Source organism: Leptospira gomenensis (assembly GCF_004770155.1).
Classification (GTDB): Bacteria; Spirochaetota; Leptospiria; order Leptospirales; family Leptospiraceae; genus Leptospira; species Leptospira gomenensis.
Genome location: NZ_RQFA01000014.1, coordinates 146,720 through 168,190, shown reverse-complemented (window position 1 = coordinate 168,190; position 21,471 = coordinate 146,720). Strand labels below are relative to the sequence as shown.

The window sequence follows — 21,471 nt, the reverse complement described above, 5'->3', positions numbered from 1 at the left end:
TTATTTCTTAGTTTCGGAAGGGTAGATTTTGTTTCGATTCATTAGTTCGTAGCTTAGATTCCAGAAGGATTTTGCTTTGGAATGATACGTTTCGCATAACGCAGGATCTTCTTTACATTCCTCGGTTTCCCCGATTCTCGGTCGTATCGAAAAGGAGGACTTGCGAATCTTATCGGTAAAACTATAAAAGATCCAGTTGTTTTCGATCCAGCCGAAAAGGTTTCCGAACGCGAAATAAGCTCCTCCTCCTGCGAGCGACGGATCGAGCAAATCCCTTCCCATCGCGGAAAAACGAACCTTCTTTCCCAAAATTCCCAAAACGGTCGGAAGCACGTCGAGTTGGGACGAAATTCTGTAGTCCAATTTGGGACGAATTCTTCCCGGGGCATAGATCAAAAACGGTACGTTTCTGTCTTCGTAATAATCCAAGTTTCTATGATGGGAATGGTCTCCCACAAAAATAAAAACGGTATCGCGAAAATACGACGCGTTTTTCGCTTTTTCCATAAAGTTTCGGATCGAGTCGTCCGCGTATCGATAGACGTTGAAGTATTCGTTTTCCTCCAATTCCAGAGGAAAAACCGGTTTCGCGGAGGACGGAAGTTTATAGGGATAGTGGGTCGTCAACGTCAACGTCGTTATTAGGACGGGGGATTTTTGGTGCATTAGAATTTCATGTAATTCGTTTAACAAATCTCCGTCGTAATATCCCCACGGCCCGGATTCATATCGGTTGAGAGAGTCGAAATATCCCTTGTCCAGAATACGATCGAATCCCCAGTGTTCGAATAGGAAGTTCATGTTGTCGAACCCCGCGTCTCCTCCGTGTAGAAAAACGGTTTGATAACCGAGGGATTTGAGCAAGGTTCCCAAACCCCCGAAACGACTCAGAATACGAGGCGTACGGACCACGGTTAATCCCGGTCCGTCGGGGATTCCGGTTAACGTGGAAATTAGTCCGTTCGTAGTTCTCCCTCCGGACGCAAAAAAGGAAGGAAAATAAACTCCTTGGGGAATCAGACTTTCGAAATACGGAGCGACCGTTTTTCCGTCGGGGCGTCCGGTTCCTTCCGAATATGCGTATTTACCCGTCCAACTTTCCAGAAGAATCAAAACCACGTTCGGTGTGGAAGTGACGGATTTCTCTTTCGTTTCCCGCAGGATCGGATATTCTTCCGATACGAACTCGGCTCCGGAATATCCGATCTCCTTACGGACGACTCGCACGGATTCCTCGTACGACATACGTAAGTTCGAGGGAATTGACTGATATCCTATATCCATGACGGATGTGAAAATTCCGTTGAGGGCAAGTTGGTTGACGAGATAGTTTCGGGAAGTCATCGCATCGCTTGGGCGGAGCGGCCTGGATTGTAATCCTCCGCGGACTCCTACGAATAGTATTGGGAGGAGAATCAATCCGGAGACGGTTTCGCGTATTCTCTCGGAGCGTTTATACGAATACAATGAGTTTTGAATATATAAAAAAATGCACGTAGGAAACAGGGTCAATACGAATACGGAAGACGCAGCTGCGACGAAGGGATTCCCGGAAAGGAAGGAGCGAAGGATTACCAAAAAATCCGGACCCAAAAACACGAAACCTTCGTAACCTAGGTGTTTATTCGTTTCTCCGAAATAGAGTATGTCCGCGATCGAATGCCCGAATGCCCAGAAAAAGACTGGAATCGGTCCCAGTTCCCAGAGATACGAATACGGTTTCCAACGATTGAGCGGATGCGCGGAAGAAAGAAACACAAAGGGGGCCAAGAGCATACAACAAACGGAAAGATCGAAACGGAGACCGACCAGAAAGGAAACTAGGATTTCCGAAATCGGGGCGGATTCGAGTTTCGATGAAAAAGTGAAAAAAAATCCGATCCTATAGATCGTGAATAATATCATAAACGCGAACGTATAACCGAAAAGGATTCTGAGGTTGTCCGGAATCCGAATCCGCATCGTTTACAAAAACAGGTTCCAAGTTTTGAATACGATCCAAGAGACGGAATATGCTAAAATCGTCATATATCCGAAAAGAAACATCGGCCAGAACACGGAGTTGGTCTCTTTTTTTACCACCGCCAAAGTGGACATACACTGACAGGCGAACGCAAAAAACAAAAGAAGGCTTACGGAATTCCGCAATCCCCAGACCGGTTCCCCTCGTTCGTTTACGTCCTTTCGAAGGGCCTCTTTGAGATCCTCCTCCGATTCTTCCCCGCCGACTCCGTAAATGATGGATAGGGTGGATACCATCACCTCTCTTGCCGCGAAGGAAGTGATGATTCCTATTCCCATCTTCCAATCAAAACCGATCGGCTCCAGTACTGGCTCCATAAATTTCCCCATCGATCCGGCGTATGACTGACGGATTTGTATTTTTTTCAAATCCGTTTCAGTCGCGTCCGGGAAACGGGACGAATCGATCCTCGGATAATTCGCGAGAAACCAAAGTAATACGGATATAAACAGGATCAACTGGCCGGCAGTGGCCAAAAACGCTTTCAATTTTTTGAATACGTTTATTCCGAGGCTTTTCAGAGAAGGCGTGTTATAGGGGGGAAGTTCCATCAGAAAATACGATGGTTCGGAACGAAAGAAGGTCTTTTTGAAAACGAGAGCCGCGATCATAGAGGCGAACATTCCCGAAAGGAAAAGTCCGAAAAGTGTAAGGGCTTGGATCCTAAAAATTCCGCCCACGTATCCTGCGGGGAACACGGCTCCGATCACCAAAATATAAACGGGATAACGAGCGGAACAAGTGATCAAAGGCGATACGAGAATGGTAGTGATACGATCGGCTTTGTTTTCGATCGTCCTCGTTCCCATGATCGCCGGAACCGCACACGCCGCGGAAGAAAGCAGAGGAATAAACGATTTTCCGGATAAACCGAACCTTCCCATAAATCGATCCATTACGAACGAAGCCCTGGCGATATATCCGGTTTCTTCTAAGATCCCGATAAAAAAGAACAACAAACTGATCTGCGGTATGAATACGAGAACTGCCCCCACACCGCCTATGATTCCTTCCTGAAGGAGGGAACGCAAAGGCCCTTCCTCCAAAAAACTCCCCGCAATTTCGCCTAACGTTTGCACTCCGGATTCGATCCAATCCATAGGAATTTCCGACCAGGTGAAAAGGGTCTGGAACATCAAGGCCATAATTCCCAAAAACGAAACCAATCCCCAAAAGGGATGCAGAAGTATTACGTCCGCTTTGGAAAGTAGGCCGCCTTTCGCGGAGGAAGGGGTTCCGGAGAGCGCCGAACTTAATATTTTTTTAATATATATGGACTTTTGGGTGAGTTCTTCGACGTAGGTGAACGGTATATTAGAGGAATTGAATCTTTTTTCCACCAAGTCGCGGAATTCCGGATTTAGGATTTCCAAACCAGGGAGTCCTTTTTGTAGAGTTTCCCCGGACAATTGTTTGAGGGAATTGAGCAGGACGAATTTTATAGATTCTTCGTCTTCCGTTCGGATCGAAGCCAGAATTTCGTTCAGAAACGTTTCCCGCCGTTTATCCCAACGGAAGGATTTGACGGGAAGACGAAAGGCTCCCGGAGAACCGAGCAACTCCCTGAATTCGGCCGCACCCTCTCCGTTTTTGGGATTTACGAATTGGAATACGATTCCGAATTCCCGGGAAAGGAAATCCAGGTCGAGGCGCATTCCTTTTTTTTCGAGCACGTCCTTCATCGTTACCGCGACCAATACGGGAAGGTTCAGTTCCAAAATTTGAAGAAGAAATTGCAGACTACGTTCGGCAATAGACGCGTCCATTACGAATAGGATCCGGTCCCCGGCTTTATGACGAACGAGAACCCCGCTCGTGACTTGTTTGTCTTCCGAGTTTCCTCCGAGGCTGTAAGCCCCGGGAAGATCCAGAATCCGAACCGATGTTCCTTTGGTTTGTAGGATTCCTTCCGCTTTTTCCACGGTGACTCCGTGGTAGTTTCCGGTTTTTTGTCTAAGCCCTGTTAGGCGGTTGAACAAGGTGGTTTTGCCGCAGTTCGGATTTCCCACCATCAAAATTCTTTCCGTTAGGGCACCGGAAGCCACGTTATGCGCCATCGAGAGTTTCCCCTATACGTATCAATTCGGCCTCTCTTTCTCGAAGCGCTATTTCCACCTCGCCCGCGCGTACCACGATTTTTTTTTGGGATTCGTATTTTTCCAGGATGTGGATCCTCGTTCCCGGTAGAAGGCCGACGTCGAGGATATTGCGGAAAAGTTCCTCGTGGCCGGGACGGGATTCCAAAGAAAGGATCGACGCGGTTTCCCCTTTTTTTAATTCGTTTAACGTTCGGGTCATCGGAGGAATTTTTCCCGATCCCGTATGAGATCGATATCGGGGGCCATTGCGCGAACGTATCTGTCGAAATAAAGGATCTGTTTGATCAACAACCCGAACTCTTTGGGAATTTTCAAACCGTTGCGGGAAGAAATTTCCCTGAATTCGAAAAGGAGCGCGTTCAATTTTTTATCGTCCAGGGATTCCAAATCCCCTCTTTGGACCTTCATCACCATTTCGGTCATACGCGAAAACACGGTTTCTAAGTCTTTGGAAAGTTTTTTTTCGTCCACACCTTTCGCGGTGGAATCCATCTGGATCAGTCCTTTGGCGATTTTTTCGGTTCGATTTAGACTCAATCCCTCCAAAAAAATCATCAGACCTTCCCAGACTCTCGGAGAAATTCGGCCTACGATTCCGAAATCTATGAAACCTACGGTTCCATCGCGAAGGATCATTAAATTTCCTGCATGTACATCCGCGTGAAAGAAACCGTTCCGGGCGAGCGTGGAAAACCAGACTTCCAGCGCCTCCGTGAGGGTTTTTTGCGGATCGGAGGAATATCTTCGGATCGAAGTTTCGTCCGTGATAGGCGCGCCGTAGAACCGTTCCATCGTGAGGATTTTTTTCGTGGAGAATTCGCGATAAACTTTCGGGACACGCGCACGGGTTTCTCCCATGGCGAGGAGTTCTAGTTCGAACTCCACGATGTTGTCCGCTTCCTTATGAAAATCAATTTCTTCTAATATTGAAGTCTGGAACTGTTCCACCATGTCCGAAATTCCGGCTTTGTTTAATCCGGGTGCGAAACGTTCGAAAAGTACGGAGGTAAAGTAGATTAGGTTTAAATCGGCGGATAACGTGGATTCGATATCGGGTCTTTGCACTTTGATCACCACGTCCAACCCGTCCTTGGTCACGGCGCCGTGCACCTGAGCGATCGAAGCCGACGCGATCGGAACCGGTTCCACGGAATAAAAATGATCGGAAAGTTTTCCTCCCAATTCCCTTTGTATGATTTTTTCCACGACGGAAAAAGAAAGAGGACGAACGGAATCCAAACACTTCTGCATCTCGGTTACGAATTCTTCCGGAAACAGGGAAGGGGCCGAAGCGATGAATTGACCTAACTTGATGTAGGTGGCGCCCAGTTCTTCAAAGGCTTCTCTGAGTCGGATAGCGATGGTTTCCGAGGAATCTCCTCCCAGAGCGAGGTCCTTGAGAAGCAACAGGGTCTTTGTGGAGAATACGAGACCGCTGTTTAAAATTCGGGAGGCGCCTCCAAATCCCATTTTCAGGGAGTCAAAAAATCCTGCCATAATCACAAAGGTTTGCAAGTTCCTCTCAAAAGACAACAGAGAAAGAAGGAGGAAAAAACGATCGAATTCCTTCTCCGTTTACGGGTCGAAAGCGCTTTTTTGTTTACGAACCAGGTTAAATTCTGATTATGGCTACATAAAATACACCTTCTCGGCGTATACTTTCTATGAGTGGCGATTCGGTATTACTTCAGGAACTCGATAAACTAGAACTCAACGACCTGAAGAAAGTCGCCACCCTCTGGAATCTCAGCAAACTTCCTTACAAAGAAAAAAATAAAAACGTTTCGTATCTCTACGAAATCTTTCAGGACGAATTTTATCTCAAGGGCGTTCTGGAGAAACTCACACAACTTCAGGTCACCATCTACACGAGCATCCTGAAGAATAAGAACGTGCTGACCCTCGGTGAAATTTCGAGGAAGGTCAACATTCCTCCGATCAACGTGGAGATGGAACTCAATCTTCTTAGGAAGTATCAGCTCGTTTATCAGAGAAAAAACAGGGAACGTCTTACTAACAATTTAGATAAATATCATGCGTTCGAAGAGATCGCCGATCTCGTTCCTTTGGATCAAAATCTCAAAGGAGAGAAATACAAAATCTCTTTGGAAAAGTATCTCGATCGTAAAAAGACGACCGAGATCGCGGACGAGTGGAAGGCGGCAGTAAAAGCTCCGAAACAACTCGATTCGGTAAAAAAGTTTTATCAGATCGCCGCTTCCGAGGAAGGAATCGATCTCAATCTACAGTCCCTCGGCGACTTGGAGCGGGATACTTTGGTTCGCATTTATCTCAGCGGAGGAGTTTCCGAAGCGGAGGATATCCGCAGTTACGTGGTAACCAGCCGAGGCAAATACGAACAGATCGTTCCTACTTTGATCGCGAAGGGTTTGGTTCTCGATGTTTGTTTCGTCGATGAAAAGTTTGTGAGAGTTTTCGCCATTCCGGATGAGATCCTGAAATACGTGCAGACTCATCCGATTCTTCCCTCCGTAAAAAAGGGAACCAAACAAAGGACGGAAAAACTCGCATCCAACGATTTGGATTTTTTTCTCAATACCAAAAAGCTGATTTCCTATATCAGTAGAAAAGGTTTGGTTCTCGCCAAGTCCGGAAAGGTAAAACAAGCCGATCACAAACGGACCGAACAGGAACTTCTCAATCCGGACATCGGAATTTTTCCCGAAAAAAGTCAGATCTATCAGATGGAGCTGATTCTGCCGGTTTTGAAACTTCTCAATCTGGTGGACATCAAAGGGGAAAACATCGTTCTCAAAGGGGACGTGAACGGTTTTATCGAAAAGGACATTTTCGAAATTATGAAACTGGTCGTTCACGAAGTCAACGAGGCGAGGATGAAACGGGTGATTCCCGCGGAAGTGTTCACCGCGACCGAGATGCCGTTTTACGATAAACTCATTTTGGACAAATGCGTCAGTCTGATCATCAAGGCGAAACGGATTCATCTTTCTGTGATCTTCTCGAACATAATCCGAGAACATATGATTCTTTCTCCCGGATTTCGGACGAAAAACTTCCAATCCGATCTCGCGGAACTCCGTAAAGAAATCATGAGCGGTATCTTTTATCTTCACCTTTTCGGACTTTTGGAAGTGGAATATCCGAACCGGTTTTTGACGCTTTCCCGATTGGGAGAATATTTTTTCCAAACGGGAGAACTCTCCCACAAAACGGAAAAGGGCGGGATTACGATCAATCCGGATTTTACGATCATCGCGTTTCCGGATCGAGTTTCCATACACGGTTTGCATCTTCTCAAGGCCTTCACCGAACTCAAGGACTATGATCGGGTTTATACCTTCGTGTTGACCAAGGAAGCGTTTCAACTCGGAATTCTTCTCGGTTATAAACCTTCCGAGTTCATCGATTTTTTGAAATCCTCCAGCAAGGCGGATTTGGCGCAAAACCTTCTCTTTCTATTGGAGGATTGGGGAGGAAATCTTCCCGTCGTGGACATCACGGAAGATTGTGTTTTGGTGCGCACGAAAGATCAGAATACGATGGAACTTTTGCTCGGTCAGATCAAGGGTAAAAAAATCGTCCTGGATGAAATCGCTCCTACCGCCGTTCTTGTGGATAAAAACCGGGTACAGGACGTCATTACGGTTTCTGAAAAACTCAATCTCATCGTAAATCTTACGAGATAGGACATCCGTTTTTTCTCGGTCGTACTCCTTACTTTGCGCGTCTTTTCGGGGCGGCGCAGTGAAAATACTCGCTCTTGATTGCGTCCTTTCGGACTTGCGTGTTTTGAAAATTCGCTCGTTTGAGGGTTTGCGTTAGCGCGAATGGAATTTTGCGGGGAGCGGTTTACGAACCGATCATTCTTCCACTTTGATTTTGGTCTTAAATTCCCACTTACGATACGGCGCTATGGCTTGTAGTCTTTCGTCCGTGACGAAAAAAAGCGCGTCCCCGTATTTTACAAGACCACCTTTGTAGTGGGCGTATTTGGTTTTGTGGTCGATCAATCCGATTTCCCGGACCTTGCTCCAGTCGTCGCAGGTTTTGAGAGTGGGGACTTTTCTAAGATGTAACTCCTTGATTTTGTTGTCTTTTACGGAGTCTCTAAGTATCTTTTCCCATTCCATAAAGTGCAAGCTAAAAGGACGGGTTGAAAAATCAAGGGTTTTCCGCCGTCTTGAATCCTTAGAAGCGGAACTATAATTTAAAAAATTCCACTTCTCGTTTTAGCTCTTCGGCAAGTCCGGCCAATCCTATCGAACTGGAGCTGAGTTCCTCCGAAGAAGCCGCCGAAGATTGATTGAGCTCGTTGATGGTCGTGATCGTTCGAGATATCTCCTCGATCGCGAGCTTTTGCTCGCGAACGGCCACTTGGATCACGTCCGATCTTCCCTTCACTTCCCGGGCGGTGAGATTCATCTGATCGTTTTTGGAAAGTTGATCCTCCATAAACTGATTCACCGTTTTCATACGTTTGTTGATCTCCGAAATTCCTGTGATGATTCCGGAAATGATGCTTACCGTGTTCGTGATGTTCTGGATTCCGTGTCCGATCTCGGTTTCGTTGCTCTGAATGATTTCCTCGATGTCCTTGATACTTCGTGTGGTTTTGTCGGCGAGTTTGGAAATTTCGTCCGCTACCACGGCGAATCCCTTTCCCGCAGCGCCCGCCCGAGCCGCTTCGATGGCGGCGTTCAATGCGAGCAGGTGAATCTGTTCCGAAATCGTATTGATGATTTCCATGACGCCGGTAATGTCCTCGGAACTTTTGCTGATCTTATTGATGGAATGGTTGGTCAGTTCGAGCGAACTTCCTCCTTGTTTCGCGTCTTCCGTGATTTTTTCCACTTCCTCCATCGTCTTTTCCAGATTGGCCGAAGTTTCATGGATGGATTCGGAGAATTTCTCCATATCAAGCGCGAGTCGATCGAGAAGACCTACCTGTTCTCTGGTTTGTGTTTCGACCCCGTCCATTCCCGCGGAGATCTCCTCGATGGACGCTGATATTTCCTCCGAAGAGGCCGCCTGATTCTGTGCGTTGTCCGAGATAAAGTTGAGAGCACCCGACATTTCGTCCGAGGAAGAAGCGAGGTTGGAAGAGGCGTCCACGATTTTTCCCAGAACCGTTTTCACCTTTTTGTTAAACGAATTGATGGAAATCGCCATTTCTCCGATCTCGTCCATCGAAAGTACTTTGAGGGTTTTGGTGAGATTCCCTTCGGCCATCGCTTCCACGACGTCCTTACTTTCCTCGAGAGGGTGTAGTCTTTTTTTGAGGATGATATAGATCAAAAACGCGACGAACAACAGTCCTATGACGGAAATAGACGCCATCGCGTAGACCGATACGATCGCGTTTTCGGTGATCTCTTCGTTTTCGATCGAAGCGAACGTGATGAAGTTGTATTTCTGATTCTTTCGAAGCAGCATATATTTGTATTTGCCGTCGAACAGATATCGCACGGGAACGTTGTCCTGGTAGTTTTTCACCTGTTCGTAAAACGGAAAGTCCTTCAGTCGTTTCAGATTGAGCGCAGGATTTACGTGATTGATGACGACCTCCGAATGATTGAGAAGTCCCGGATATCCCGATTTCCCGATCTGAATCGCACCGATCAGTTTGCTCGTAAGATCCGCGATCCGAAGTCCGTACGCAAGATATAAGGAAGGGTTTCCCGGAATCGCTTCGAGAGCGAGTACGGTAGGAGTTCCACTGACCGGAGACGCGATCGGTTCGCTCAAAAAAATCCTACTTTTGGAAACGGCTTCGTCCACTTTGTTTAGAGAAGGAAGTTGAAACTCCGAAAGTCGGGACGCTCCATTGGGTGCCAGGGTTCCGGTTCCTACGACCACCTTCCAGGTAAAACCGTCGGTTTGTAGGACCGAGATCGATTCGTATTTCGGAGAACGTCCGAGTAGATTCGCCAAAACCCGGGCGATGTCCGCGTTTCTCGAAGAAGAAAGCAGGGAAAGGAAGGATTCGTCCGAACGAAGGCGGTCCGCGTCGCCTTGCACTTCCTCAAAAATCGTCTCGGTTAGAATGTGAAGCGTTTCGTTTACGTTCACCATCTGGTTGAAGTAGGCGTTCCGGATTGCGGTATAATTGAGTTTGAATACCAGACTGGAAACTCCGATCGCCAAAACGATCACTATAAAAAAGAAAGTGAACGTCAGAGATCGAGTCAGTCTGACTTTGACGAAACTGGAAGTATCGATATTGCTGAAGGCTCCGGATTGGATCAGTCGAGACGATAACTGCTCGGTGATCAAAAACGTATAAACTCCCAGAGAAAAAGACAAAAGCAACAAGATGGCGAATAGATTGTAATAATCCGCCTTATCCAAAGCCGCGAAATTCCCCAAAGTAACGATGATGATAAAACCGGTCACAAAGATTCTGCCGGAAACGTCCAGGGCTTGGAACAGGGGAAGACGTAGTATGGACCTTTGGGCGCGGATCGCAGTTTCGCGATCGATCACTCCGGTTTCCACGGTGGTACGATATTTTTGGATGGGCGACAAACGTCTGCGATCGGAAAAAAAAGTATACAAAAGCGTGAATACAGAAGAACCCAAAGTCAGATAGACCGCGATTCGTACCTGTTCGGCGTCCAACTCCAAAAAGGTAAAATAGAACACGACGGAAGTCATGATGGCGACGACGTAACTTACGACTTCGGTCAATACAATGAATTGTGCGGTAAATTTCCGGATCGACTGAGTGATTTCATCCATACGAAGGTTTGCCCGATTCCCTTCCGGTCGCGGCTTAGGCGAGACGGTTTTTGTTTCTTACCGGTTAATTTCCCGATTCGTTTATTCCAGCACAAGGAGAAACTAACGTCCTATGAAAAATCCGAAGCGATTTCCGTTTTTACAAAGTTACCGTTGACGCGCCGGTTCGGATCCGGAGGAGACCAAGGTTTCGATTCCAGGCCCGACCCGTTCTAAAACGTTCTCCCCGAAAGATCCACGATGATCGGGCGATCTTCGGCCGAGGACGCTTCCACCGAAACGTTTCGGAAAACACAGAGTCGTTTCGTTTTTAGGAACGAACGTTATTCGCCTTTGATGGCTTCCAGTTTGTGTTTGATCTCTTCGTTGAGAGGTTGTTTTTTTTGGAAGTCTTCGAGAAGTCGAATCGCTTCGGCGGGTTTGTCGGATTCGACGTAAAGATCCGAAAGTTCCACGACCGGTCTCGGATCCATCGGAAATTTCTTGTGAAGATCGACGTAGATCTCCTCCGCCTTGTCCCGTTTGCCGATCAGCTTTAAGGAAGAGGCTTTTCCTAAAAGCGCAAAGTAATCCTCTCCTTCCGCTAAGATCCGATTGAAACATTCCAGAGCTTTGTCGAATTCACCCATACCGCGCAGACTATCCGCATATCGATTGATGATGAGTTTGTTGTCCGGATCGAACTCCAAAATCCGCTCCCAGTACTGATTGGCTTTGTGAAAGTCCTTTTTGCCTCGGTAACTTTCCGCAAGACCATACAACGCGAAAAAATTCTTCCGATCTAGTTCCGCCGCACGGTGATAGTATTGGATGGCTTCGTCGTAGTCTTTGATCTTGCGGTAAGAGTTTCCGATTTCGGTGAGGATTTTTATGTTGTCCGGTTGGATCAGAAGCAGTTTTTCCCACCAATGGATGGCGTCCTTGTATTTCTGACAGGCGAAGTAAAGATGTCCCAGGCCTACGATGACATACTGGTCCTTCGGATTGATCTGAAGAGCCTGCATATAATAAATTTCAGATTCTTTAAAGTTCTTCAGTTTTCTGTGTGCGTCCGCGACACGACTGAGAATGGAAGCGTCCGTGATCGTGATATGTCTGTATTCCTCGGCTACTTCGATCACGCGGGAAAGAAGATTCATCTCGCGATAACAATTCATCAAACCCATCAATGAGAATTTATTGGAAGGATCTTCCTGTATACATTTATGATAATATTCGATCGCGTTTTTAAAGTCCTTCTTTTTGAAAAAAAGATCCCCCATTCCCACGAGGCCGTAGGTGTTATGCGGGTCCTTTTCCAAGAGTTCCCTGAGTTTGGCTTCCGCTTTGGGAAATTGATGAGAATCTAAAAGTTTGTAGGCTTCCTTCGCGAGGCTTTTGATCATCGCGAATTGTTTGTCCTCTTCTTCTTTTTCAATGTTAGGATTTTCCATTTGATTCTCTCTTTTTAAAGTTTCTCTCTTTCCAATTTAGAATTCGTATTATTATTTTTCGGAGAGACTTTGATTGAATATTTTTTTGAGGCTTAAATATTCTGTAAAGAAAATAAGAACAGATTACAACGAACTCAAGTAAAAAGTGCTTTGTTCCCGGGAATAACCCTTTTTCTCTATCGGATTTCGGAAAAAAATTTCCGTTTCAACTTTTTTCGAAAAACTTTCTTTCCGCATTTTTGACTTCCCGAAGAAATCGAAATTACGATTCGTTTTCCGCTTTCTTTTCTTTGTGAAAACCATCGAACCACGATTCTTTGCGCGGTAATTTGACCGGTTCGGTTTCTCTTCTAAAACGGCTTCTTTGCCGGTTCGAATCCCTAAGTCTTCGACTTTCGTTCCTCTTGACAGTAGCCTTTCCGGTATCTTTATGGACGTAAGGGGAGGGATCATGTCCAAAGACTCAGGAAGAATTACCGGTGCCAGATTGATGGTGGAACTTCTGGAAGAATACGGGGTGGATATCGTTTTCGGATATCCCGGCGGGGCGATTCTTCCCTTTTACGACGAAATCTATAAAAGTAAAAAAATCAAACATATCCTGGTAAGACACGAACAAGGCGCCGTTCATATGGCGGAAGGTTACGCGAGAGCCACCGGCAAACTCGGCGTGTGCATCGCAACGTCCGGTCCCGGAGCCACCAATCTCGTCACCGGTCTTACCGACGCCAAAATGGATTCGATTCCCGTTTTGGCGATCACGGGTCAGGTGGCCACCAATACGATCGGGACCGACGCGTTTCAAGAGGCGGACATTTTCGGAATTACCATTCCGATCACAAAATACAACGCCCTTATGAAATCCGCGGACGATATCGCGCGTCATTTCGAGGAAGCCACCTTGATTGCGTTAGGCGGAAGACCGGGGCCCGTCCTTCTCGATTTTCCAAAGGATGTACAGACCGAACTGACTAACGTGCGTAAGGCGTCGCGGCTCAAAATCGCACAACATCACTACAAAAAACCGGAAGTGAGGGGAAATGTGGAGAGTTTCGCGGAAGCTCTGAACTCTTCTAAAAAACCTCTTTTGTATGTGGGAGGAGGCGCGATCAATGCGGGCGCGCATAAGGAAATATTCGACCTCGCGATGGCGGCCGGAGCTCCGGTGACTACGACCCTGATGGGAATCGGAGCCTTCCCGGGGACTCATCCCCTGAGCGTCGGAATGCTCGGTATGCACGGAACAGCAGCCGCCAACAAAGCCGTATTAGAATGTGATTATATACTCAATCTGGGCGCCCGTTTCGACGATCGGGTGGCAAAGATCGGAGAGTTCGCGGAGAAAGCGGTGCGCGCGCACATAGACATCGACGTAGCAGAGTTCAATAAACGAATTCAAGTGGATCATCTTCTGCACGGAGATCTCAAAGACGCGATCGCGGCGATTCTCCCGTTCGTGAAAAAAAAGGACAGGACTACTTGGACGAATTATCTACAGGGTTTGAAAAAAGATCATCCTCTGGAGTTCGACAATTCCGGTTCCACGATCAAACCGCAGGATTTTCTGGATCGATTGTATAAAAAGACCCAAGGAAAGGCCGTAGTTTCCACAGACGTGGGACAACATCAGATGTGGGCGGCTCAGTATTATCTGTTCGACGAGCCGAACAACTGGTTGACGTCGGGAGGATTGGGAACGATGGGATACGGACTTCCCGCAGCGATAGGAGCCAAGTTCGGAAGACCGGATAAAACGGTGATCTGCGTTTCCGGAGACGGATCCATTCAGATGAATATTCAAGAACTTGCAACTATCGCCGCCAACAAATTGGGCGTCAAAGTTCTGGTGTTCAATAATAACTTTTTGGGAATGGTCCGACAGTGGCAGGAACTTTTTTACGAGGAAAGATTTTCCCAATCGGAGTGGAACTACAATCCGGACTTCGTTAAACTCGCAGAGGCGTATTCGATTCCCGCTATGAAAATTTCGGATAAGTCCGAGATAGACAAAGCGATCGAATTTTTCACCAAAGACGACAAAGCCGCGTTTTTGGAAGTGATGATTCCGGCGGAAGAGAAAGTTTTTCCTATGATCCCGGCGGGAAAATCGCAAAAGGATATGATCGAATTTAAGGATCTCGCCGGACTGAAAAAATCATGAAACACATTCTGAAAATTCTGGTAAACAACCATCCCGGAGTGATGAGCCACGTCTCCGGATTATTCACTCGCAGAAGTTATAATATAGATTCCATCGCGGTGGGCGTCACCGTAAACCCGGAAGTGTCTAGTATGGTAATCGTTGTCAAAGGCGACGAATCCATCGTGGACCAAGTAAAACGTCAGCTTTTAAAACTACCGGACGTACTGGAAGTGGAGGATCTTGCCTACCACGATTGTGTGAGTAGAGAGCTCGTACTTTTGGTCGTGAAATTGACGGAAGACACGCGTACTGAAATCCTTTCCGTTTGCGAAGTGTTCGAAGCGAAAATCGCGGATCTAACCCATTCTTCGCTTACCATCGAATACTCCGGAAATTCCAGAAAGGTGAACGCGATCGTCGAGATCATGTCCAAATACGGAATCGAAGAGATCGTTCGGACGGGGCAGATCGCACTTCGTTACAGAAGTATCACCGCGTAATTTTGCGTTTTGATACTCGTCTCCGGAGGAGTCTTGAGCGAGCGCATGCTCGGCAATTTTTGCGATCGATCGAAAACGGATAAAATCTCTTCAACAATCCCGTCGAAGACTTTCCTTAACCGGCTAACAAAGGGGAGGCGTTTTTCCACGGTTTCTTTTTGCTCGAATCGAAAAGAATACAAAAGGAATTGCAGAAACACAGTATTTTGCCGTCCGACTTTCGGATCAATTTCTGGTAAATCCTATACCGTGGACCGGAAAGAGGTTCGAATTCGGTGTGAATGAGCATCGATTCCGGATAACGGATTTCGTCTTGGTATTCCGGTTCGGACCAAAGGATCATCGGCTCCACTGATTCGGAATCGGACGTTTTGAGTTCGGAATCGAAAACTCGTAGCGCTTGTATCCTTCCTTCGTGCAGAAATTTCTGGAAGTTATCGTTCTTGAGAACCCCGTCCGAATCGTATTGATTTCTTAAGACGGAAATTTCGGTCGTGTGAATTCGTGTTTTATTCATCGTTTGAATCGTCTTTTGTTCCCCAAGGTTTGATCGACGTCGTTTTCTGAAAGTCCGGATCGGAAACGGAACGGAAGCGTTGGAAAACCGTATTGTTTGGCATTGAAACGTTTTTTTGTCCCGTTCGTATCTTACGAATTATGGATATCGTATATATTAAAAATTGTATACAATTATTTTTGAATGTTTTTTGAGGAGGAGTGGCCTTTGCATCGTCTTGCGGGCTCCGTTTTGCTCCTGAAAAAAGAAAAAGAGAAGTTTTTCCCGGCATCGGGAATCTTCTTGTTATAAGGCGGAGAATTTTAGAATTTCGGAATCTAAAAACAAGACCGCTTCCGGTTTCCAGAGAAAAATTCCGTTCTTGTATTGGAAGTTGCGCTCACCCGAATGTGTTTCGAGATATTCTTCTAACGCCGGGTATCTTTCGGGAATCAGTTCGTAAAACGAGCGTAAGTCGATCGGTCGAAACAGACGGAACACGGACAACAGTAATTCCTCGTATAAATCCGGTTTTAGGTATTCCCGAGAAAAATCGCGTCGTTTATAGGTTTCCACGTTTCTTGGGTTGGAGTATCTTCCCTTTGGAAGATATCCGTGGGCGCCGGGACCGATTCCCAGATAATGTTCCAAAGTCCAATATTTGAGGTTGTGCACCGAGCCGTATCCGGGTTTCGAATAGTTGCTGACCTCGTATTGTTTCATTTCATACGGTTTTAAAAGATCGGGGAGTAATTTTAGAATTTCCTCCTGGATCTCCTCTTCCGGAGCCGGAGAAATCTTATCTATTACCTTTCTTGAATATTCCGTTCCTTTTTCGACGGTCAAGGCGTATAAGCTGACGTGTTTGCCTCCGTACGACAAAACACGAAGTATGTCTTCGAGAATTTCGTCCAAGGTTTGTCCAGGAATTCCGTATATCAGATCCGCGGAGAAGTTATCGATCCTCGATCGTTTTACCGTTTCGAGTACGGTCGTATAACGATCCGGATCGTAGTGTCTTCCCAAAAAACGGAGTTTTTCCGGTTGAAAGGTCTGGATTCCCACCGAGATACGATTGATTCCCGCTTGAGAGATCGCTTCCAAAAACGAAGGAGTTACGTCTTCCGGATTACATTCCATCGTGATTTCGGACGTTTTCGAAAAAGAGAATGATTCCTTCAAAAAAAGGATCAGATCCGCGATTCGTTCCGGTTCCGCTCGGGACGGGGTCCCACCTCCGAAAAAAATCGTATCGTATTCCATTTTTTGAATGGATGGATCGTCCTGGATCCTGTGCAGAATTTCGTTTTTATAACGTTCGAAAAGTCCGCGTTCGTCGGGGATCGGATTTTTGCCGTTTCCCAACGAAAAGAAATCGCAATATTCGCATTTTTGAATGCAGTAGGGATAGTGTACGTAAATTCCCGGAACTCCGGTTTTGGCCACCGGATTTTCCGAGAACGAGGACATCAGTTTTTCGAAGCCGGTTTCGGTTCCTGCGTTTTCAGGATCAGATCCACAACTGGAATCGGAGACGTCCGTTCCAAAACGGAATAGAGCAACGCCCGTTTGGATTCCAGGGTCGGGGAAAAAGAGAAGAGAATTTTCAAGTTGGAAAGAGTATTCAATTTTAAGAATGGAGTTCCGTAGTGAAGCGCGACCACTTCGAGCTTGGGATATCGTTTGGCGAGCCCCGCGGCCAAGTCCAGTTCCAATTGGCTGAACGTCGTCACCACGATCCGTTTGTAACGTTCGTCCTTGGTCAAACCCGGGATTTTACCGGCGTTCACGTTCGTTACGTTTTTTTCGTTCAACAGGGTTTCGAATTCCTTTCCGCGAAGCGCAAAGATCGTGTCCTCAGGTTTTACCGCGTTCGGGCGGAACGATTCCGGAAACGATACGATGGAGGCACGCGATATTTCCGCGTTCAACTCCGGTGAAAAAATTTCCAAGAAGGTTTTATCCCGTTCCGCGATCTGATCCTGAAAGAAGGAAAGTTCCTTTTGTTCCATGGCGGATAACGCGGCGGGGTTGGAAGGTTTTTTGGAGAACTCGTAAACGATACCGTGTTTGAGCTTGAGGAGGATCTGTCTGTAGGCCGCTTCCTTTAGGAGATCCCGTTCTCCCTTTTGGAACGTCCCTTTTTTGTATGCGGAAAGGATCTGATTCTTCATATCCCGCGTAGTTTTTCCCCAACTCGTCATCAGAAGTATATCAGCTCCCGCTAATATAGCCAAAACTCCCGGATCGTTGTCCTTATAATGAACGTCGATTGCGTCCATTTCCATAGCATCCGTGATGATCACTCCTTGGAAGCCCAGTTTTTCCCGCAGAATTCCCGTTAGAATTTTGGAGGACAAAGTAGCGGGAAAGTTCGGATCCAATTTGGGATAGACGATATGCGCGCTCATCACCACTTCCGCGCCTTGTTTGATCGATTCCCGAAAGGGAATGAGTTCCATCGTTTCCAATGCGTCCAGATCCTTATCGATCTTAGGAAGTCCGAGGTGACTGTCCACGTTGGTGTCCCCGTGTCCGGGAAAGTGTTTGATCGTAGGAATCGCTCCTCCGAGTCTTGCGCCTTTTTCGTAACCGATTCCGATTTTCGTTACGAGTTCGGGACTACTTCCTAAGGAACGAGTGTTGATGACCGGATTGTCGGGATTGTTGTTGATGTCCAAGTCGGGAGCGAAAACGAAGTTGAGTCCTAATTTGCGGAGTTGATACGAGGTGACGAATCCCACCTTATAAGCGAGGTCCGCGTTTTTGGTTTGTCCGAGCGCCATCGCTCCCGGAAACTGAGTGACCCCGTCTTTGACGCGTAGGACCCGACCGCCTTCCTGATCGACAGAAATCAAAAGAGGAAGTTTGGAAGCCTCCATACTTTTCTTTTGCAATTCCATATTGAGTTTTAGGATTTCCTGTTTGGTTCCTAAATTCATGCCGAAGAGGATGATTCCTCCCGGAAGAATTTCCTGAATTTCCTTTTCCGCGGTTTGATCCAACGTTTTACCGGGAATCGCGACGTGGATCACCTGACCGGTCAATTCTTCGGGAGTCATTTTATCCACGATGGACTTGGCTTGGGATTCGAGATATCCGTCCCATCCGTCCGCTTGCAGTTCCTGTTGATAGGAGGACACGTAGTAGAACACGGTTAAGAAACCGAGAAGAAGGAGGAACGCGAATAAAAAACGGCGGATCATAGTTTGACAGAATAGGAAAACCTTGAATTCTGTAAAAACAAATTCCGGGGAAGGTTTTCAATATCTTATGTATCGAAATGCAGTTTTGTTCTTTCTTTCGATTTGTGTTTTTAGCGTTGCGAGTTTCGGACAAGGAGGTGCGTCTCCGGTTCGAATTCTTTTTTTCGGAGACAGTTTGACGGCGGGTCTGGGTTTGGATTCACCCGAAGATGCGTTTCCCGGACTTTTGGAAAAAAAATTATCCAAACAGGGATGGACGGTGAAATCCGTCAACGCGGGTATGAGCGGGGATACGAGTTCGGGAGGTCTGGCTCGATTGGATTGGGCCTTGTCCGGAGGGTTCGACGTTTTCGTTTTGGAACTCGGCGCCAACGATTCGATGCGGGGAATTTCTCCCGAACAAACCGAACGCAACCTGAAGGAGATTCTTTCCCGGGTCAGAAAAAAAAATCCGCAAGCAAAGATCCTTCTCCTCGGCATGAGAACCTTTCCGAACTTAGGAAAGGAATATCGAAAGAAATTCGAAAGTATTTTTCCGAAAATCGCCAAAGAAGAAAACCTTCCCTTGGTTCCGTTTTTTTTGGACGGAGTGGCCGGCGTAAAAAGTCTCAATCAGAAAGATGGAATTCATCCGACGGCGGAGGGTCATACCATTTTAGCGAACCATCTTCTTCCCTTTTTCCAAAAATTGTTACGGAAGAGATGATTCTCTAAAAAGTGAGTTTACACCGGACTTTTCCCGAAAATCATGGATCTACCTGAATAATCGCGGGAATAGCTCAGTGGTAGAGCACCTCCTTGCCAAGGAGGGGGTCGCGGGTTCGAATCCCGTTTCCCGCTTTTTCTTTTAAATTCTCCTCCGGGCCTATTCAAATCATGGATTACAAACTTAAGAAGAATTCGAACGCCACCGTAGATATTAAACTTACCTTCGAGGCTACCGACCTAGAAAAAGCCTTCGAAAAAACCTATTCCGAAAAACAAAAAGACGTAAAACTTCCGGGTTTCAGACAGGGAAAGGCTCCGCTCAATCTTGTAAAACGTCATCTGGGAGATTCGATCGCGAGTGATGCGATCAACACATTGATCGTGGACGGTATGACTTCGATCATCACAAAATTGGAATATCCTATGATCCGTTTTCCGAAGTTCGAAATTCAGGAATATCAGCCTGAAAAAACTTTGGTCGCCACCGCGGTGTACGAAACCAATCCGGAAATCACCTTAGGAAAGTATAAAAAACTCAAAATCAAACTTCCCGAAGTCGCGGTGACGGAAGCGGATGTGCAGGAAGAAATCGAAACGATCCGCAAACAACTCGCCAGAAAACAACTCAAAGAAGAAGGACAAACGGCGGCGGCAGGGGATATCATCGATATGGAATATACCGTTCGCGAAAAAGGGCAGGAGCCGAAAAACGCGAGCAACACTTCCAACGACTATCATTTGGGTCATGAAAGTAATTTAAAGGGTTTTGATGAGAATTTGTATGGAATGAAAACCGGGGAAACGCGCGAATTCACACATACGTTTCCGGACGACTACCCGCAAAACGAAGTGGCGGGTAAGTCTTTCGAGTATTCCGTAACCGTAAAATCCTTGTATGGCAATATTCTTCCGCAAGCGGACGATGATTTGGCCTCCGAATTTGACGGTTCCGAGTCTTTGGCGGCTTTGAAGGATAAAATCCGTAAAAACTTAAAAGAACGTTTTGAAGAAGGCGTCAAAAACAAAAAGATGGAAGACATCTACAAGGAAATCATAGAGGATTCGAAATACGTTCTGCCGGAATCCTATGTGAAAGAAGAATCCGAGCACGTTTTCCACAATATGATTCATGAATTCCGTCTTCCGCACATGACCTTGGAAAGATATGCGGAAATGATCCAAAAGGATCTGAAAGAAGTTCAGGATTCTTTCCGAAATTTAGCCGAAACCCGTCTGAAACACTTTTTTACGCGCCAAAAGATCGCCCAAACCGAAACGATCACCTATTCCGATTCGGATTTTGATGCCGATTTGGAAAAACTTGCATCCAGTTACCAAATTTCCCTGTCCGATCTTAAAAAAGAGCTGGAAAAGGGAAAACTCATGGATAATTATCGAGAGAATTTTTTTGCGAAAAAAGTGGACGATGCCCTCTTTGATCTTGTAGAAAAAAAATACACTGACAAACTGAGCATTGGCCAGGTAAAAGAGTATCTGAACCAAAAGGAAGAGCAGAAAGCATGAGTGTAATCCCGTATGTGATCGAGCAAACCAGCAGAGGGGAAAGGTCGTATGATATTTTTTCCCGACTTTTAAAAGATAGAATCATCTTTCTTGGGAACGCAATCAACGACGATTACGCGAACGTCATCACGGCTCAGTTGTTATTTTTGGAAGCCGAAAATCCAGAAAGAGACATTTATCTGTATCTCAATTCTCCGGGCGGTTATGTGTCCTCCGGATTGGCCATCTACGATACGATGCAATACATCAAACCGGACGTTCGTACACTTTGTCTCGGACAGGCTTCCTCGATGGCGGCTTTGTTGTTGGCGGGTGGTGCGGCCGGAAAACGCTCGGCTCTTCCCAATTCCAGAATCATGATGCATCAACCCATGGGTGGTGCGACCGGCCAGGCCAGTGATATCGAGATCCAGGCACGGGAAGTTTTGAAGCTCAAAGAAATTTTAAATTCGATTTATCATAAACATACCGGAAAGAGTGTAGAGCAAATTCAAAAAGATACCGAAAGGAATTTTTATATGACTGCGGAAGAAGCCAAAAATTACGGAATCATCGACAACGTAATTCAGATCGACCGCACGGAAAAGGCCGCTGCTGCGGCTCAATAAAGGAGTTTCTC

General features: G+C 46.4%; 15 protein-coding genes, 1 tRNA gene and 1 pseudogene. 7 read left to right on the top strand and 10 right to left on the bottom strand.

Translation table 11 applies throughout. From position 1 onward, the window contains the following. The 4 genes from EHQ17_RS03075 to EHQ17_RS03060 are packed head-to-tail and all read right to left on the bottom strand — an operon-like array spanning position 1 to position 5,619. On the bottom strand, positions 1 to 1,962 hold the full coding sequence (locus EHQ17_RS03075) for an LTA synthase family protein (RefSeq protein WP_135595440.1): 1,962 nt from the start codon (positions 1,960 to 1,962) through the stop codon (positions 1 to 3). 3 nt (positions 1,963 to 1,965) lie between these two features. After that, complete coding sequence (gene feoB / locus EHQ17_RS03070) at positions 1,966 to 4,035, bottom strand: ferrous iron transport protein B (protein WP_425460672.1); 2,070 nt, start codon at positions 4,033 to 4,035, stop codon at positions 1,966 to 1,968. Positions 4,036 to 4,069: 34 nt separating this feature from the next. Next, complete coding sequence (locus EHQ17_RS03065; RefSeq protein WP_135595442.1) at positions 4,070 to 4,321, bottom strand: FeoA family protein; 252 nt, start codon at positions 4,319 to 4,321, stop codon at positions 4,070 to 4,072. Beyond that, positions 4,318 to 5,619 (bottom strand): ABC1 kinase family protein, encoded by a 1,302-nt coding sequence (locus EHQ17_RS03060; protein WP_135595443.1) that lies wholly within the window; start codon positions 5,617 to 5,619, stop codon positions 4,318 to 4,320. The genes EHQ17_RS03065 and EHQ17_RS03060 overlap by 4 nt, the downstream gene beginning before the upstream one ends. Positions 5,620 to 5,786: 167 nt before the next feature. On the opposite strand from EHQ17_RS03060, the gene EHQ17_RS03055 reads away from it, so the two are divergent. Then, positions 5,787 to 7,790: a helicase gene (locus EHQ17_RS03055; RefSeq protein WP_135595444.1), complete on the top strand. Its 2,004-nt coding sequence runs from the start codon at positions 5,787 to 5,789 to the stop codon at positions 7,788 to 7,790. A 174-nt stretch (positions 7,791 to 7,964) separates the two neighbouring features. Here EHQ17_RS03055 and EHQ17_RS03050 read toward each other — a convergent pair whose 3' ends face one another. From EHQ17_RS03050 to EHQ17_RS03040, 3 genes are all read right to left on the bottom strand, one after another. Continuing rightward, positions 7,965 to 8,234 carry a hypothetical protein gene (locus EHQ17_RS03050; RefSeq protein ID WP_002626512.1) on the bottom strand — a complete coding sequence of 90 codons (270 nt, stop codon included), beginning with the start codon at positions 8,232 to 8,234 and terminating at the stop codon, positions 7,965 to 7,967. Between the two features lie 70 nt (positions 8,235 to 8,304). After that, positions 8,305 to 10,842: a methyl-accepting chemotaxis protein gene (locus tag EHQ17_RS03045; protein ID WP_135595445.1), complete on the bottom strand. Its 2,538-nt coding sequence runs from the start codon at positions 10,840 to 10,842 to the stop codon at positions 8,305 to 8,307. A gap of 323 nt (positions 10,843 to 11,165) precedes the next feature. Continuing rightward, on the bottom strand, positions 11,166 to 12,275 hold the full coding sequence (locus EHQ17_RS03040) for a tetratricopeptide repeat protein (RefSeq protein ID WP_135595446.1): 1,110 nt from the start codon (positions 12,273 to 12,275) through the stop codon (positions 11,166 to 11,168). A gap of 451 nt (positions 12,276 to 12,726) precedes the next feature. On the opposite strand from EHQ17_RS03040, the gene ilvB reads away from it, so the two are divergent. Then, positions 12,727 to 14,436: a biosynthetic-type acetolactate synthase large subunit gene (gene ilvB, locus EHQ17_RS03030; protein ID WP_135595447.1), complete on the top strand. Its 1,710-nt coding sequence runs from the start codon at positions 12,727 to 12,729 to the stop codon at positions 14,434 to 14,436. Next, positions 14,433 to 14,918 carry an acetolactate synthase small subunit gene (gene ilvN, locus EHQ17_RS03025; protein WP_135595448.1) on the top strand — a complete coding sequence of 162 codons (486 nt, stop codon included), beginning with the start codon at positions 14,433 to 14,435 and terminating at the stop codon, positions 14,916 to 14,918. The genes ilvB and ilvN overlap by 4 nt, the downstream gene beginning before the upstream one ends. A gap of 115 nt (positions 14,919 to 15,033) precedes the next feature. Here the strand turns inward: ilvN and EHQ17_RS03020 are convergent, their stop codons facing one another. The 3 genes from EHQ17_RS03020 to EHQ17_RS03010 all read right to left on the bottom strand — a co-directional run bounded on the left by EHQ17_RS03020 (position 15,034) and on the right by EHQ17_RS03010 (position 18,620). Continuing rightward, positions 15,034 to 15,435 (bottom strand): acyl-CoA thioesterase, encoded by a 402-nt coding sequence (locus EHQ17_RS03020; protein ID WP_135595449.1) that lies wholly within the window; start codon positions 15,433 to 15,435, stop codon positions 15,034 to 15,036. A 285-nt stretch (positions 15,436 to 15,720) separates the two neighbouring features. Beyond that, a complete protein-coding gene (hemW, locus tag EHQ17_RS03015; protein WP_135595450.1) occupies positions 15,721 to 16,884 on the bottom strand; it encodes a radical SAM family heme chaperone HemW in 1,164 nt (387 codons plus the stop codon). Beyond that, positions 16,884 to 18,620: a glycoside hydrolase family 3 protein gene (locus EHQ17_RS03010; protein WP_135595451.1), complete on the bottom strand. Its 1,737-nt coding sequence runs from the start codon at positions 18,618 to 18,620 to the stop codon at positions 16,884 to 16,886. The genes hemW and EHQ17_RS03010 overlap by 1 nt, the downstream gene beginning before the upstream one ends. A gap of 148 nt (positions 18,621 to 18,768) precedes the next feature. On the opposite strand from EHQ17_RS03010, the pseudogene EHQ17_RS03005 reads away from it, so the two are divergent. The 4 genes and pseudogenes from EHQ17_RS03005 to clpP form a co-directional block, all read left to right on the top strand. Then, positions 18,769 to 19,326 (top strand): annotated as a pseudogene (locus EHQ17_RS03005) (arylesterase); the annotation flags it as partial. Positions 19,327 to 19,388: 62 nt separating this feature from the next. Further along, positions 19,389 to 19,460 (top strand) — tRNA-Gly (locus tag EHQ17_RS03000). A gap of 36 nt (positions 19,461 to 19,496) precedes the next feature. Continuing rightward, entirely contained in the window at positions 19,497 to 20,852 is a 1,356-nt protein-coding gene (tig, locus tag EHQ17_RS02995; RefSeq protein ID WP_135595452.1) for a trigger factor, read from the top strand. Beyond that, on the top strand, positions 20,849 to 21,460 hold the full coding sequence (gene clpP, locus EHQ17_RS02990) for an ATP-dependent Clp endopeptidase proteolytic subunit ClpP (protein ID WP_135595453.1): 612 nt from the start codon (positions 20,849 to 20,851) through the stop codon (positions 21,458 to 21,460). The genes tig and clpP overlap by 4 nt, the downstream gene beginning before the upstream one ends. The last annotated feature ends 11 nt before the right edge of the window (positions 21,461 to 21,471 follow it).

Bases quoted from the DNA above. Each gene is read 5' to 3' on its own strand.
- EHQ17_RS03050 (WP_002626512.1), bottom strand. From the start codon at position 8,234: ATGGAATGGGAAAAGATACTTAGAGACTCCGTAAAAGACAACAAAATC.
- EHQ17_RS03060 (WP_135595443.1), bottom strand. From the start codon at position 5,619: ATGGCAGGATTTTTTGACTCCCTGAAAATGGGATTTGGAGGCGCCTCC.
- feoB (WP_425460672.1), bottom strand. From the start codon at position 4,035: ATGGTGGGAAATCCGAACTGCGGCAAAACCACCTTGTTCAACCGCCTA.
- EHQ17_RS03040 (WP_135595446.1), bottom strand. From the start codon at position 12,275: ATGGAAAATCCTAACATTGAAAAAGAAGAAGAGGACAAACAATTCGCG.
- EHQ17_RS03055 (WP_135595444.1), top strand. From the start codon at position 5,787: ATGAGTGGCGATTCGGTATTACTTCAGGAACTCGATAAACTAGAACTC.
- EHQ17_RS03045 (WP_135595445.1), bottom strand. From the start codon at position 10,842: ATGGATGAAATCACTCAGTCGATCCGGAAATTTACCGCACAATTCATT.
- EHQ17_RS03075 (WP_135595440.1), bottom strand. From the start codon at position 1,962: ATGCGGATTCGGATTCCGGACAACCTCAGAATCCTTTTCGGTTATACG.
- ilvN (WP_135595448.1), top strand. From the start codon at position 14,433: ATGAAACACATTCTGAAAATTCTGGTAAACAACCATCCCGGAGTGATG.
- EHQ17_RS03065 (WP_135595442.1), bottom strand. From the start codon at position 4,321: ATGACCCGAACGTTAAACGAATTAAAAAAAGGGGAAACCGCGTCGATC.
- tig (WP_135595452.1), top strand. From the start codon at position 19,497: ATGGATTACAAACTTAAGAAGAATTCGAACGCCACCGTAGATATTAAA.
- EHQ17_RS03020 (WP_135595449.1), bottom strand. From the start codon at position 15,435: ATGAATAAAACACGAATTCACACGACCGAAATTTCCGTCTTAAGAAAT.
- EHQ17_RS03010 (WP_135595451.1), bottom strand. From the start codon at position 18,620: ATGATCCGCCGTTTTTTATTCGCGTTCCTCCTTCTTCTCGGTTTCTTA.
- hemW (WP_135595450.1), bottom strand. From the start codon at position 16,884: ATGTCCTCGTTCTCGGAAAATCCGGTGGCCAAAACCGGAGTTCCGGGA.
- clpP (WP_135595453.1), top strand. From the start codon at position 20,849: ATGAGTGTAATCCCGTATGTGATCGAGCAAACCAGCAGAGGGGAAAGG.
- ilvB (WP_135595447.1), top strand. From the start codon at position 12,727: ATGTCCAAAGACTCAGGAAGAATTACCGGTGCCAGATTGATGGTGGAA.